At 70.2% G+C, this 14,250-nt stretch carries 12 protein-coding genes; 3 read left to right on the top strand and 9 right to left on the bottom strand.

Annotation, left to right across the window (positions count from 1 at the left end; genetic code table 11):
- Both AC31A1_RS31380 and AC31A1_RS31375 read right to left on the bottom strand, forming a co-directional pair.
- The coding region (locus tag AC31A1_RS31380; RefSeq protein WP_489656569.1) for a sensor histidine kinase at positions 1-1,151 on the bottom strand (1,151 nt) is incomplete at its 3' end.
- Positions 1,152-1,674: 523 nt separating this feature from the next.
- On the bottom strand, positions 1,675-1,893 hold the full coding sequence (locus AC31A1_RS31375) for a hypothetical protein (protein WP_489656568.1): 219 nt from the start codon (positions 1,891-1,893) through the stop codon (positions 1,675-1,677).
- Between the two features lie 124 nt (positions 1,894-2,017).
- Here AC31A1_RS31375 and AC31A1_RS31370 point away from each other — a divergent pair, with 124 nt between their 5' ends.
- Together AC31A1_RS31370 and AC31A1_RS31365 are read left to right on the top strand one after the other, a co-directional pair.
- Positions 2,018-3,772: a hypothetical protein gene (locus AC31A1_RS31370; RefSeq protein ID WP_489656567.1), complete on the top strand. Its 1,755-nt coding sequence runs from the start codon at positions 2,018-2,020 to the stop codon at positions 3,770-3,772.
- Between the two features lie 187 nt (positions 3,773-3,959).
- Complete coding sequence (locus AC31A1_RS31365) at positions 3,960-5,693, top strand: LCP family protein (RefSeq protein ID WP_489656566.1); 1,734 nt, start codon at positions 3,960-3,962, stop codon at positions 5,691-5,693.
- A gap of 6 nt (positions 5,694-5,699) precedes the next feature.
- Here AC31A1_RS31365 and AC31A1_RS31360 read toward each other — a convergent pair whose 3' ends face one another.
- Genes AC31A1_RS31360 through AC31A1_RS31330 form a run of 7 tightly spaced genes read right to left on the bottom strand, consistent with a single transcriptional unit; the run spans position 5,700 to position 12,957 of the window.
- The gene (locus AC31A1_RS31360; protein WP_489656565.1) at positions 5,700-6,167 is read right to left on the bottom strand and encodes a DUF5990 family protein; all 468 of its coding nucleotides are present in this window, start codon (positions 6,165-6,167) and stop codon (positions 5,700-5,702) included.
- Positions 6,168-6,201: 34 nt separating this feature from the next.
- Complete coding sequence (locus AC31A1_RS31355; protein ID WP_489656564.1) at positions 6,202-7,209, bottom strand: ABC transporter ATP-binding protein; 1,008 nt, start codon at positions 7,207-7,209, stop codon at positions 6,202-6,204.
- Positions 7,206-8,279: an ABC transporter ATP-binding protein gene (locus tag AC31A1_RS31350; RefSeq protein ID WP_489656563.1), complete on the bottom strand. Its 1,074-nt coding sequence runs from the start codon at positions 8,277-8,279 to the stop codon at positions 7,206-7,208. The genes AC31A1_RS31355 and AC31A1_RS31350 overlap by 4 nt, the downstream gene beginning before the upstream one ends.
- Entirely contained in the window at positions 8,272-9,240 is a 969-nt protein-coding gene (locus AC31A1_RS31345) for an ABC transporter permease (RefSeq protein ID WP_489656562.1), read from the bottom strand. Before AC31A1_RS31345 ends, AC31A1_RS31350 begins: the two co-directional genes overlap by 8 nt.
- A gap of 5 nt (positions 9,241-9,245) precedes the next feature.
- Positions 9,246-10,274 carry an ABC transporter permease gene (locus tag AC31A1_RS31340; RefSeq protein ID WP_489656561.1) on the bottom strand — a complete coding sequence of 343 codons (1,029 nt, stop codon included), beginning with the start codon at positions 10,272-10,274 and terminating at the stop codon, positions 9,246-9,248.
- Entirely contained in the window at positions 10,271-12,001 is a 1,731-nt protein-coding gene (locus AC31A1_RS31335; protein ID WP_489656560.1) for an ABC transporter substrate-binding protein, read from the bottom strand. Before AC31A1_RS31335 ends, AC31A1_RS31340 begins: the two co-directional genes overlap by 4 nt.
- Positions 12,002-12,060: 59 nt before the next feature.
- On the bottom strand, positions 12,061-12,957 hold the full coding sequence (locus tag AC31A1_RS31330; protein ID WP_489656559.1) for a proline iminopeptidase-family hydrolase: 897 nt from the start codon (positions 12,955-12,957) through the stop codon (positions 12,061-12,063).
- A 311-nt stretch (positions 12,958-13,268) separates the two neighbouring features.
- Between AC31A1_RS31330 and AC31A1_RS31325 the strand changes: the two genes are divergently transcribed.
- Positions 13,269-13,958, top strand: a complete 690-nt coding sequence (locus tag AC31A1_RS31325) for a FadR/GntR family transcriptional regulator (RefSeq protein WP_489656558.1) — start codon at positions 13,269-13,271, stop codon at positions 13,956-13,958.
- Positions 13,959-14,250 lie beyond the last annotated feature (292 nt).

Below are 14,250 nucleotides of genomic sequence, written 5' to 3'. Positions count from 1 at the left end.
GCCTGGTGGGGGGACGGGGCGGCCTGGGCCGGGCGGGACATGTCGGCGATTTCCTGGTACTGCGCCTGGGCGGTTATCTCGCCGGGCTCGTCGCCCATCAGGCCGCGCGGGATGACCAGGATGGCCTGGATGCCGCCGTAGATGTTGCTCTGCAGCCGGACCGCGATGCCGTGCCTGCGGGCCAGCGCGGACACCACGTACAGGCCGATACGGCCGTCCGCGAGGAGCTTGCTGATGTCGATGCGGTCGGGCTCGGCGAGCAGGGTGTTGATGCGGGCCTGCTCCTGCGTGGGCATGCCCAGTCCGCGGTCCTCGACCTCGACGGCGAGTCCGGCGGTCACACGCTGGGCGCGCATCAGCACCTGGGTCTGCGGCTCGGAGAACGTCGTGGCGTTCTCGACGAGTTCGGCCAGCAGGTGGATGACGTCGGCGACGGCGTGGCCGCGCAGGGTGCCCTCGATCGGGGGGACCAGCTTGACCCGGGAGTAGTGCTCGACCTCGGCGATCGAGGAACGCAACACCTCGGTCAGCGTCACCGGGCGGGTCCACTGCCGGCGGGACACCGAGCCGCCGAGGACGGCGACGTTCTCCGCGTGGCGGCGGATGCGGGTGGCGAGGTGGTCGACGTGGAAGAGGCCCTTGAGCAGCTCCGGGTCCTCGACCTCGTTCTCCAGCTGGTCGAGCATGTTGATCGCGCGGTGCACCAGGGACTGAAGACGCCGGGCGAGGTTGACGAAGACCTCGACGCGCTCCTCGCTGTCCGGCGCGGAGGCCCGGGCGAGCTGCGCGGTCTGCGCGACGACGGTACGGGCCTGCCACAGGCCCACACCTATCTCGTACGTCAGCCTGCCGAGCGGGTCGGTCCCCGACGGCGGCTGGTGCGTGAACGGCACCTGTTCCACCGGCTCGCCCCGCTCCAGCCGTTGCAGCACGTCCTGCAGATCGGCCTGCCCGGTGGCGACCGTACGGCGCAGCGACGCGTACTGCTGCGAGATCCCCGCGGCCTCGCTGCGCCCGAGCCGCACGCCCGCGAACAGGATTCCGCAACCGAGCACGGCGGCGACGGCGAGCACCGTCCAGGTCGTCCCGTCGGCGAAGCCGCTCTGCGTGCGCAGCACGACCAGGACGACGGCGGCGGCGAGGATCGCCATCGCGGCGGCGGGCAGTACGGCGAGCCGGACCGTGCGCGACCGAGTGGCCGAATCCGACGGTCCGTCCTGGATGGAAGACCGGGCGTGTCTGTTTCGCGCGGAGCTCGATCCGGTCAATCGATCGGGCTCCGAGGGCACAGCATAGGAGGGGATTTCGGGCATCGGAGTCCTCTCGATCAACCGGGTGGGACACACGGCGCGCAGCGCTCATTAACCGTCAAGTCCGTTAAGGAATGCGACAGTTAACGGTCAGCCACCCTACGCCACCATCCTTAATGCGGTGTAATCACGTCACGTCTGACGCCCAACGTGGCCTGCTGAAACGGTTCTCTGGTGGTTCCTATGAAGAGATCGGGCTCTGGTTACGCGGCATAGGACCTATTTGCCGCATCTCGCAACGCACCGGAAATCCAGAGTTGGCGCGACTGTCGTCTGCTGATGCCGCAAAGTTCGCCCTGCAAGACGGCGTACGGGCAGGGGAGTTGGCGCGTCTCCGCCCCAACCGTGTGAAGAGGTCGGGGAGTTACGGTGCGCCCGCGGTGGCTGGATTCACGCCCCGGTCCGACGGGTCGATCACGGGGGTGCGCAGCTCGCCGAGGCCGCTGCGCCCGTCCGGTGCGGCGATGCCGGCGGCCACCACATCACCCGCGCGCGAGCAACGAGGTCTGCGGGCCCGGCTCTTGAGGAACGCCTTCCACTTCGCGGCGGCCGACGCGTCGACCCGCCCCGTATGTCGGCACATTCTTCCCCAGCTCTTTCCTTCCCCCGGTGAACCTCGTCGGCTCCTTTCACCTCTACGACGTGTAGTGGAGGTTGCCCCGGAGTGAACTGCCGACCGACGGGGACGGAGCGAGGAGAAGGACGCCATGGATGACGGTCCCCGTGCCGGCGGCGGTCTGCGGCTGAGGCGGCGTGACGCGCCCGCCGTGGCGGGGCCGCTGCCGGCACGGCCGCCGGCGACCGAGCCCGCAGTGCCGCAGCAACTGCACCGGGGGATGACGCTGATCGCCGCGATCAGCCTGTTCATCGGCACCCGTGACGCCTGGACGAGGGCGATGACGTCCCATCCGCCCGTCGCCGGGATCATCTCCGTCTGCTACGCCGGGATACTCGTCGCCGGCGTCCTCGCCCTCACCGCGCGCACCCGGCGGGCCCTGACCCGGGTGGACGCGGGCGTCCTGCTGCTCGCCGTCGTGCTGGTGCTGTGCGGGTACTGGCTCAACCACGCAGGCACCGACGAGGGCGTGCTCACCGCGCAGGCCGCCCACGAGATCCTGCACGGACATCCGATCTACGGCCAGCCCTGGCCGTGGCTGTTCGACCGTTCGGCGGTCGGCATCACGAAGACCATGGCGGGCGGCGCCGACTACACCTACGGCTATCCACCCCTGACCGCGCTGCTCGCCGCCCCCGTCCACGCCGTGGTCCACTCGACGGCCGCCGCGACCCTCGTCACCACCGGCGCGCTGCTCGGCGGCGCCGTCCTGCTGTGGTGGCTGCTCCCGGCCCCCTGGCGGTCCGGCGCCACCGCCGTGTGCCTCGGCTTCGGCTTCCTGCCCGGCTACGCCTACTCCGGCTACCCCGCCGTCCTCGCCCTGGCGCTCCTCGTCCCGGTGGTGGTCCGCTGGCCCGACACCGGCGCCGGCGGCCGGCTCGGACTCCCCGGAGTCACGCAGGCCGTCTGCCTCGGCGCGGCCTGCGCCACCCAGCAACTCGCCTGGTTCCTCACGCCGTTCCTCCTCATCGGCCTCCACGCCGTCCGCCGCGGCGACCTCGGCCCTCGGCTCGCCCTCGGTGTGATCGCCCGCTACACGGGAACCGCCGCCCTCACCTGGGCGGCGATCAACGCCTACTTCGCCACCCAGGACTTCCCCACCTGGCTGCACGGCCTGCTGCTCCCGCTCACCCAGAAGGCGATCCTGCACGGCCAGGGCCTCATGGGGATCTCTTACTACTTCACCGCGGGCAGCAGGCACCTCGACTACTACTCCTACGGCAGCCTGCTGCTCCTGTTCGGCCTGCTCGCCGCCACGCTGCTCTTCGTACGGCGGCTCGGCCCGGCGATCACCGTGCTGCCCTGGCTGAGCTTCTACCTCGCCACCCGGTCCCAGGACGGCTACTTCCTGATGATGACCCCGCTGTGGCTCGCGGCGGCCGCCACCGTCCCGGCCTCCGCGTTCGCCTCGGCCTGGCAGCCCCGTATCCCGCACATCACCGGCCACCGGGCCAAGGCCGTCCTCGCGGTGGGACTCGTCACGCCCGCCGTGGTGTGCGCGACGGTCGCGGCGGCCAGTGCGCCGCCGCTGCGGATGAACGTCACACCGAGCTTCGCGGAGCGGTCCGGCCACCTGGACATCACCGGTCTCACGGTCCGGGTCGTCAACATCACCGGCACCCGGCTCACCCCCCACTTCGCCAGCCGCCTCGGACAGGGCGCCTCCGACTGGTGGACCGCCTCCGGCGGCCCCGCGAGCCTCGCCCCGCACGCCTCCGCGACGTACGTCGTGAAGCCGCCCGGCGGTGTGCGGCGGGTGCCGGGAGGGTCGCATCCGCGCTTCTGTCTCATCGCCGTGACCGGTACCCCGATGACCATCACCAGCGCACGGATTCCGATCAGTTGACCGAGTTTGACGTAAAAGGATATCCCGTAAATGAGAAAGGCCCTACAGGGTTCTCATCTGAGATTGTTATATTGCGCAACCACGCAAGAGAGAGCGGACCCCCGCCTCGCCCGACCCGACACGGCCGCGCGCCCCTGGCCGCAGCATCGAACGGCCTGAACGGCCCGACCGTACGTGGGAGTGCCAGATGACCGACCTCGGGGACGGCCCCGTGGGACATGCCACGCGCAGCCGCACACGAGGCGTGCCCAGGCCGCGTGCGGGTGAGGCCGACGAACCGCTGCCGACCGGCGGCCGGGCCGCCGCCCGCGCCGCGGCCCGGCGGGCCCCGCGCGGCGGATCCCGCGCACGCGGCCGCGCCGCCTCGCGCCGCCGCGGCAAGCGGAGCCCGGGCGGCAGGCGGGTGCTGAAGATCAGCGCGATATCCCTGTCGGTGCTGATCATGGTGACCGCGGGTGCCGGCTGGTGGTTCTACGAGCACCTGAACGGCAACATCAACAGCATTGCGATCGACGACGGCGCGGGCGGCAAGGAGAAGGCCGACGCCTTCGGCCGTACACCGATCAACCTCCTGGTGATGGGCAGCGACGCCCGGAGCAGCGCGACCGACTGCAAGCTCGGCGGCGGCTGCTCGACCACCGGCGTGCAGACCGGGAACGGCAACGCGGACGTCGAGATGGTGGTGCACATCTCCGCCGACCGCTCGAACGCCACCGTGATGAGCATCCCGCGCGACACCATGACCCAGGTCCCCGCCTGCAAGGACCCGGACAGCAACCAGTCGACGGCCGGCTACTACGGCCAGATCAACAGCGCGCTGCAGTACGGCCAGGAGTGCCAGGTCAAGACCGTGCACCAGCTCACCGGCATCACCATCGACCACTTCGTGCAGATGGACTTCTCCGGCGTGGTGAAGATGTCCGACGCGGTCGGCGGTGTCTCGGTGTGCGTCGACGCCGACGTCTACGACACCTACTCGCACCTGAAGCTCGCCAAGGGCACCCACACCCTCAAGGGCAACGCGGCGCTTGAGTTCGTCCGCTCCCGGCACGGCTTCGGCGACGGCAGCGACCTCGGCCGTACCGTCTCCCAGCACCTGTTCCTGAGCGCGATGATCCGCAAGTTCAAGAGCGCCGGCACGCTCACCGACCCCACGGCGGTCTACAACCTGGCCGACGCCGCCACCAAGGCGCTCACCGTGGACACCGGCCTCGGCACCGTCAAGAAGCTCATCGGGCTCGCCGCGGACCTCGACAAGGTCCCGACGAAGCGCATGACGTTCACCACGATGCAGACCGGCGCCGACCCGAACAACGCCGACCGGGTCGTGCCGGCCACGGCGGCGAAGAGCCTGTTCGCGACCATCGCCAACGACCAGTCGCTGACCACCTCGTCCGGGAAGAAGTCCTCGGCGGCCACCGCGACCGCCACGGCGGCGGCCGTACCCACCGCGCAGATCGCCGTGACCGTGGAGAACGGCACCAGCATCAGCGGACGCGCCTCCACGGTCGCGACCTCCCTGATAGACGGCGGCTTCAGCTCCGACACCACCACGGGCAACGCCTCCGTCAGCGCGACCACGACCACGCTCACCTACGGCACCGGTCAGAAGGCCGAGGCCCAGACGGTGGCGAAGGCGATCGGCCTCGCCTCCTCGCACCTCAAGCAGGGCACCGGCACCGGCCTGACCCTGGTGATCGGCACGGACTGGCCCAGCGGCACGACATACCCCGGCGGCGGTTCGTCCCCGGCCCCCGCCGACACCAAGGCGGCCACCTCCAACGCCCAGGCCTCGACCGCCGACCAGTCGAAGTCCTGCGCCAAGGTCAGCACGTACAAGACGGTCAGCCTGAACGGCGTCGCGATGACCCCGACCCAGGCGTACCGGCTGGCGACGAACAAGAAGGACTCGGCGTCCTGACGGGCGCTATACGACGCGCTCGGCGGTCCAGGTGATGTGCGGGGGATCCACCCGCGCACACAGCGGGCCGCCGTTCGCGTCGGTCAGACCGAGCCGCCCGACCAGCAGACCGTCGGCTGCGGCGGTGGCCAGGACGTCGTCCGGCACCGAGTCGAGCATGACCTTGGCGCGCCGGAACATGGTGAAGACACCGGCCGCGTCAACCGTCCCCCACGACAGATAGACGAACCGCAGACCCATCCGGTGCTGCACATAGGGGCCCGTGACCACGATGCCGTCCGGCGTGGCCTCCGCAGTGCACTCCAGCGTCCAGGTCGCGGACGCGGCGTCCCCCGGCTGCGGGTCGAGGAGTTCAGCCGGCCGGTCCCGGCGCTGCACGGCGACATGGACGTCGTCGTACGTCGAGACGGGCTTGTCGGCGGGGGCGGGGAAGGTACGGCCGGGCAGGTCGACGGCGTCGATGCGGAGGTGCATACGGGCCATCATGCAGGGTCCGCCCGCCGTACCCTCAGTCGATCAAGGGGAAGTGGCAGGCGGTGTGACGGCCGGAGGCGGTCATCGTCAGCCGGGGCCGCTCCACGGCACAGCGCTCACGCGCGTAAGGGCACCGGGTCCGGAACGGGCACCCCGTCGGCTTGTCCACCGGGTTGGGCACCTCCCCGGTGAGCACGATCCGCTCCCGGGGAACCTCGTCGGTGAACGTGCCGTCGTCGATGTCCGGTACGGCCGACAGCAGCGCCTGCGTGTACGGATGCGCGGGCTCCTTGTACAGGGCCTCGGTCTCGGCGAGTTCGACGATCTCCCCGAGATACATGACCGCGATCCGGTCCGACACATGCCGGACCACACCGAGGTCGTGCGCGATGAACACGTAGGTGAGCGCGAACTCCTCCTGTAGATCGGCGAACAGGTTCAACACCTGCGCCTGGATGGACACATCGAGCGCGGACACCGGCTCATCGGCGACGATCAGCTTCGGGTTCGTCGCCAACGCCCGCGCGATCCCGATGCGTTGCCGCTGCCCGCCCGAGAACTCGTGCGGATACCGGTCCAGATGGGCCGCCGCCAGCCCTACGACGTCGAAGAGCTCGGCGACCCGACGGCGCACGGCGGCCCCGTCACCGTACCGGTGCACGAGCAGCGGCTCCGCCACGATGTCCCCGGCACGACGGCGAGGGTTGAGTGAGGCCTGCGGGTCCTGGAACACCAGCTGCATGCCCGGACGGACGGGACGCAGCCGCCGCGTGGACAGGGTGCTGATGTCCCGGCCGTCGAACTCGACCCGGCCACCGGTGAGTTCGGTGAGCCGCACCAGGCAACGGCCGAGCGTGGACTTGCCGCACCCCGACTCGCCGACGATGCCGAGCGTCTCACCGGCGCGCACCTCCAACGACACACCGTCCACGGCCCGCAGCACCTTGCGGCGCGGGGAGAGCCCGTCCGCGCGCAGGGGGTAGTGCTTGGTGACGTCCGTGGCGCGCAGCAGCGCCTCGGTCGACGTCGTCAGCGCGCTCATGGTGTCGCCTCTCGTTCCAGGTCCGGTACGTCCGTCGCCGCCGCGCGCGAGGTCAGGCGCAGGGAGGCGCGGTCGTCCTCGGGCAGCCAGCAGGCGTCGCGGTGGGCGCTGTCACCGAGGTCGGCGCCGGGCTCGAAGACCGAACCCGTTCTCAACACCGGCCGCTCCTCGCACCGTTCGTGCCGCAACCGGCACCGGGGCGCGAACGCGCACCCCTCCGGCAGACTCCCCGGCGCCACCGGCATCCCCGCGATGGTGGGCAGCCGCCGCAGCCGGGGCCCGCCCACCCGGGGCACCGAGTCGAGCAGCCCCCACGTGTACGGGTGCCGCGGTCCGTGGAACACCGCCCGGCGCGGGCCCTCCTCGGCCGCCCGGCCGCCGTACATGACCAACACCCGGTCTGCGATCTGCGAGATGACGCCCATGTCGTGCGTGATGAGGACCACCGCCGAGCCCTGGGTGTTCAACTCCCGCATCAGGTCCAGGATTTGGGCCTGGACGGTGACGTCCAGCGCCGTGGTCGGCTCGTCGGCGATCAGCAGCGCGGGGCCGCAGGAGAGGGCCATCGCGATGACCGCGCGCTGGCGCATGCCGCCGGAGAACTCGTGCGGGTAGGCGTTCGCGCGGGAGGCCGCGTCCGGGATGCCGACGTCGGAGAGCAGGCTGACGGCACGCGTGTGGGCCTCCTTGCGGGACACCTTCTCGTGCGCCCGGATCTGCTCGGCGATCTGCCAGCCCACCGTGTACACGGGGGTCAGCGCGGTCATCGGGTCCTGGAAGACCATGGCGATCTCCCGGCCGCGTACCGCCCGCATCTCCTTGTCGGGAAGAGTGAGCAAGTCCCGGCCACGGAAGCGGACTTCGCCCTCGACCGTCACGTTCGGACTGGTCAGCAGGCGCAGTACGGCGAGCATCGAGACGCTCTTGCCGGAGCCCGACTCGCCCACGACGCCCAGGATTTCGCCGGGTGACACCGAGAAGGACAGACCGTCGACGACGGTGACGGAGCCTCGGCGGGTGCGGAAGGACACCCTCAAGTCGCGTACGTCCAGCAGGGGTTGGTCAGGCATGGCGGGCCCTCGGGTCGAGTCGGGCGTACAGGATGTCCACCAGCGCGTTGGCGAGGACCACGAAGAACGCCGCGTACAGGACGGTCCCCATGATCACGGGAAGGTCCAGGTTCTGCAGGGCGTCGAAGGTCAGCTTGCCGATACCGGGGAGGCCGAAGACCACCTCGGTGAGCAGCGCGGCGCCGCCCACCAACGCGCCGAAGTCCAGGCCGAACAGCGACACGATCGGGATGAGGGAGCAGCGCAGGGCGTGCCGGATCAGGATGCGCCGCTCGGAGAGGCCCTTGGCGCGCGCGGTGCGGACGTAGTCCTCGTTCAGCGCGCTGACGACCTCGCCGCGCAGCAGCCGGGCGTAGATGCCGGCGTACAGCAGCGCGAGGGTCAGCCAGGGGAAGAGCAGGTGCAGGGCCCACTGGCCGGGGGAGTGGCTCAGGTCCACGTATCCCGGTGGCGGTACCCAGGAGAACACCGAACTGTGCAGCTGCTTCTGGGTGATGAGGTTGACGACCTCGCCGAGCCAGTAGGCCGGCAGGGAGACCCCGACCACGCCGACGAGCATGATCAGCGGGTCGGCCGCCTTGCCGCGCAGGGCCGCCGCGGCGGTGCCCATGATGATCCCGGCCGTCATCCAGATCAGCGCGGCGCCGATGACGAGCGACAGGGTCACCGGGGTGGCTTGCACGATCTGCGGGATGACACGGGAGCCGCGGTTGACGAACGACTCCAGGTCGCGGTCGATCAGCAGGTGACGCATCATCAGCAAGTAGCGGATGGGCATGGGGCGGTCGAGGCCGAAGGAGTGCCGGACCTGGGCGAGCGTGGCCGGGTCGGCGTTGCGGCCCGCGATACGGGCGGCGGGGTCGACTCCCGGTGTGGCGAAGAAGATCAGGAAGACCAGCACACTGATCGCGAACATCACCAGCAAGGCGGACGCGAAGCGTTTGACGATGAACCGGAGCATGACCGTCACACCCCTCCGCGCAGCCGGGCGCCCGGGTCGAGCGCGTCGCGCACGCCGTCGCCGAGGACGTTGAGGGCCGCCGTGGTCAGCGCGATCAGCAGGCCGGGCGCGATCGTCACGGCGGGCCGGGTGTAGAGCAGCCCGAGGCCGTCCTCGATGATCGTGCCCCAACTGGCGTCCGGCGGCTGGACCCCGACGGACAGGAAGGACAGCGCGGACTCGGTGAGCATGGCCAGCGCGGTCATCAGCGGGACGAACACGATCGCCGTGGGCAGTACGTTCGGCAGCACCTCACGGCGCAGGATGCGCACGGTCGGTGCCCCGGAGCCGATGGCCGCCTGGATGTACTCCTTGTTGCGCAGCACCAGCACCTGCCCGCGCAACGGCCTCGCGATGTACGGCACATAGATCGCCGTGATGATCGCGACGGGCAGCCAGAGACTCCCCGCCTCGACGGTGAGCGGGCCGAGGTGCAGCCCGTCGGTGAGCAGGACGACCGAGAGACAGATCGCGAGCAGGTACACGGGGAAGGCCCAAATGACGTCCAGGACACGGGAGATGACGGCGTCCATCACCCCGCCCGCGTACCCGGCGACGACTCCGACGACCGTACCGAGGGCGCAGGTGAGCAGGGCGGCGGTGAAGCCGATGAACAGGCTCGTCCGGCCGCCGTAGAGCAGCCGGGCCATGACGTCACGCCCTTGGTTGTCGGCGCCGAGGAAGTAGTGCGCGGGGTCCCAGGTCGGGCCGATCGGGGTGACGCCGAGGCCGAGGCCGGTGCTGCTCGGGGTGAGCACCGGCACGGTCTTCCCGTCGACGACCGTGGTGCCGGAGACATGGGACTGGAAGGGGTCGGTGTGGGCGATGTGGTGCGCGTACAGCGGGGCGCACAAGGTCGCCAGCACGACGAGGAAGAGGACGACGGCTGCGGCCAGTGCCGACCTGTTGTGCAGCAGGTCGGCGCCGGCCGTCCGCCAGGGGCCCGGCGAGCGCCGGGCCTCGGCGGTGGCCAACTCGGGTGCGGTGGTGCTCACTTGACCCACGTCTGGCCGACGAGCATGTAGAACTGCTTGCTGAAGCTGTAGTTGCCCAGGCGCTTCGACGTGAAGTCGATGATCTTCGGGTTGATCAGCGGGACGACCGGCGACTGCTGCATGACCGCCTGATCGATGGCGCCCCACTGCTTGTTGGCCGCCGTCGGGTCGGTCTGCGCGGTCTTCAGCGCGGTCTGCATCTTCGCGTCGATGCCCTTGTCGCAGAAGCCCGAGATGTTGATGCTGGAGTCGCTGCCGGGGTGGAACGCGGCGCAGGACAGCAGCACGTTGAGGAAGTCCGAGGCCGCCGGATAGTCCTGGTACCAGGACGTCAGGGCGAGTTGGACCTTGTTCTTGGTGTTCTGGATGTACGTGAACTGGATGTTTGCCGACAGCGGCTTGAGCGTCGCCTTGTAGCCGAGCTGGGTGAGCAGGCTCTGCAGGTACTGCCCGATCGACTTGTTGACGTCGTCGTCCTGCACGACGATGCCGACCGCCTGCCCCGCCGTACCGGACTTCTTCACCAGCGCCTTGGCCTTGGCCAGGTCCGCGGCCGTCCAGGTCTTGCCGCCGCCCTTGGTGTAGTCGCACGAGTCGACGTGCCCGGGGAAGCCCGGCGGCAGGATCGTGCACGCGGGGGAGGCGAGGTTGGTGCCGCCGTACAGCCGCACCACGGCGGACCGGTCGACCGCGTAGTTGATGGCCTGGCGCGCCAACTTGTTGTTGAACGGGGCCGAGTTGACGTTCAGTGTGGCGTACCAGAACGCGGTCAGCGGGTTCACATGCGCCTGGGACGTGTACTTGGTGCCGATCTCGTTGAGCCGGTCGGCGGGCGGCGGGTCGAACATCCAGTCCGCCTGGCCGTTCTCGACGGCGGTGACCTCGGACTCGACGGTCTGCCCGAAGGTGTAGTCGATCTGGTCCGGGTAGCCCTGCGGCTCGGCCTCCCGCGACCACTCCTTGAAGTGCGGGTTGCGCACCAGCTTCAGCGCACGGTTCGGGTCGTAGGAGGCCGCCATGTACGGGCCGGTCGTCGGCAGCGGCTTTGTGCCCGCGTCCTTCGTCGGCGAGTCCTTCGGCAGGATGCTGGCGTGCGGGACGGCGAGCTTGTACGGGAACTCCGAGTCCGGCGCGGTGAGGTTGATGGTGACCGTGTTCGCCGTGGCGTCGCCGGTCACACCGCCCTTGAGGGTGCAGGACGCGGGGGTCTTGAGGCATGCGGTGGCGCCGACGATGCCGTTGTAGAAGGTGCCCGCGGTGGGGCTGGAGACCTTGAAGATGCGCTGGAAGGACGCCACCACGTCGTCGGTGGTCAGCGCCTTGCCGTTGGAGAAGGTGATGCCCTTGCGGAGCGTGAAGGTGTACGTCTTCCCGCCGTTGGTGACCTTCGGCATGGCCGCGGCCAGGTCCGGGACGACCGTGAACGACTCCTGGCCGCCGATCTTCTTGAAGGACAGCAGCCCGTCGTACATCGACTGGTACAACTGCCAGTACTGGAGTGTGTAGTTGACCTGCGGATCGAAGCTGCCCGCCGCCGCGTGGGCGACGAGCTTCAGGGTGCCGCCCTTGTGCTGCGGCAGGAAGGCCGTGGAGCCGGCCGTCGACGAGGACGCGGACGTGCTCGCGTCGGCGGAGGAGCCGCTGTCGGAGGACGAACAGGCGGCGGTGGTCAGGGCGAGGGCGACGGTGGCGGCGGCGAACGCGCCTCGTCTCGTGCTGCGGGACATCCAGGGAACTCCAGTCGGAGGAAGGGCTGTCGGGTCGGCCGGGGGAGGGCCGAAGGGGCTCAGTCGGTGGAGTCGAGGAAGGTGCCCACGACCCGGAGGTAGAGCTCTTCCTCCTCGACGTGCGGCATGTGGCTGGAGCGCTCGAACATGTGCCAGCGCACGTCGGGGATGTGATCGGCGAACGGGCGCAGGGTCTCGGGAGTCGCCTCGTCGTACCGGCCGGACACCAGCAGGGTCGGTGCCTCGACCAGGTGCAGCCGGTCGATCACGGACCAGTCCTTCATTGTGCCGACGACATGGAACTCGTTCGGCCCGTTCATCGTGTGGTACACGGTCGGATCGGCCGCGATGTTCTCCCAAGTGGCCTGCACCTCGGGCGGGTTGGGGATCAGCCGGCACACATGGCGCTCGTTGAAGACCTGCTCGGCGGCGAGGTAGTCGGGGTGGTCGGTGGTCCCGGCCGCCTCGTGGGCGAGCAGGGTCCGCTGGACCTCGGGCGGGAGCGCGGCGCGCAGTTCGGCCGCCGCCGCGAGCCACAGCTCCATGGACGCGGGGGAGTTGGCGATGACCAGCCCGCGCAGCCCGGCCGGCCGGCGCACCGCGTGCTCGGCGGCGAGCATGCCGCCCCAGGACTGACCGAGGAGGTGATAGGCATCGGCGATGCCCAACTCCTTGAGCAGGTTGTCGAGTTCGTCGAGGAAGAGCTGGACGGTCCAGAAGTCGGCGCCCTCGTCGGGCAGATGGGTGGACAGCCCGGTGCCGAGCTGGTCGTAGTGCACCACCTGGCGGCCCTGTTCGGCGATGCCCGCGATGCTGAGCGTGTAGTTGTGACCGGCGCCGGGTCCGCCGTGCAGGACGACCAAGGGGGTCCTGCCGGGTTCGCCGGTGACCCGGTACCAGGTCGAATGGCCGTTGAAGTCGACGGTGCCGGTGTGATTCGGTTCGGGAATCGCCACGCGAGGGCCTCCCAGGCGGGCCGGACGCGAGTCGGCCTCTGGTGGAAACGGAAAAGGAAGTGACGGATGGCTGTGATGGTGATTGGGTAAAAGGTCAGCGCACAAGACCTTTTAGCGTGGGCTGGGCAAGACGTAACGACGAGTTCACGTGGCCCGCCCGCGTTTACAGAAGCGGCACCGAAAGGGGAGGACAGCTGACATCCGTACCTGAGGCATCCGAAGCGGGGGACGAGTTCTCGCGCGTCCTCGACCGTGTCCTCCTCGGCGGCTCCCCGACTTCCGCGCTGCGCCCGGTGCGGGTGGCCTCGGCGGTGGACGAGGTATCCGACCGGCTGCTCACCGCGATCGCCGTCGGCGACTTCCTGCCCGGCGAACGGCTGCCGGCCGAGCGCGAACTCACCGGTCTGCTGCGGGTCAGCCGCCCCACTGTGCGCGAGGCCGTCGCTCGCCTCCAGGCCGTCGGCGTCGTCGAGATCCGCCGCGGCCGCAACGGCGGGACCTACGTCCGCGACAGCTGGACCGAGTCGACGGCCGCCGCGGTCCGGCACACGCTGCTGCCCCGGTGGGAGGAGTTCGAGCAGCTCTTCGACCTGCGGGGCCTGGTCGAGGGCATGGTCGCCGCGACGGCGGCCCGGCGCCGGAGCAGCAAGGACCTCGAACCGATGCGGGACGCCCTGTCCGCCTACCTCTCCGCGAGCACCCAGCGCGACGCGCACACCGCGGACAGCGCCTTCCACCGGGCCGTCCGCGCCGCCACGGGCAACCCGCAGATCGTCATGCTCAGCCAGGACCTGCTGGCCCGGATCAGCCTCGGCTTCCCGGTCGAACCCTGGGGCAAGGGCGAACAGACCCACTTCCACCAGGGCGGCGAGGACCACAAGGCCCTGTACGAGGCCATCGCCGCGGGCGAGCCCGAGCGTGCCGAGGAGATCGCCCGGGGCCACTTCACGATCAGCGCCGACCTGATCCGCGAGGTGCTGGCGAGGGTCCGGGCGAGCTGAGCACTCCGCTGGAGTCCGGTACGTCGTCCGCGGGTCCGTCGTGGCTGGTCGCGCTCACGCGGCGGAGCCGCATATCGATACAGCCCCGCGCCCCTTAGGGGCCGCTGTACCTCACCGGACTTCATCGGCCCCGCTCAGGCCGGCCCGGGCCGACTACGGCAGCCGTACGCCGCCCGTGACTTCGGCGGTGCCACCCAGCTGCACCACCGGCCCGGGCCGCGCCGTCGCGGTGATCGTGGCCGGGCTGCCCAGCGAGTCGCCCATGTCGACGGCGATCCCGGTGACGCCCCGC

Source organism: Streptomyces sp. P5F9 (genome assembly GCF_057961495.1).
Note: the sequence above shows the minus strand (reverse complement) of the source record. Positions and strands in the feature narration are given on the sequence as shown.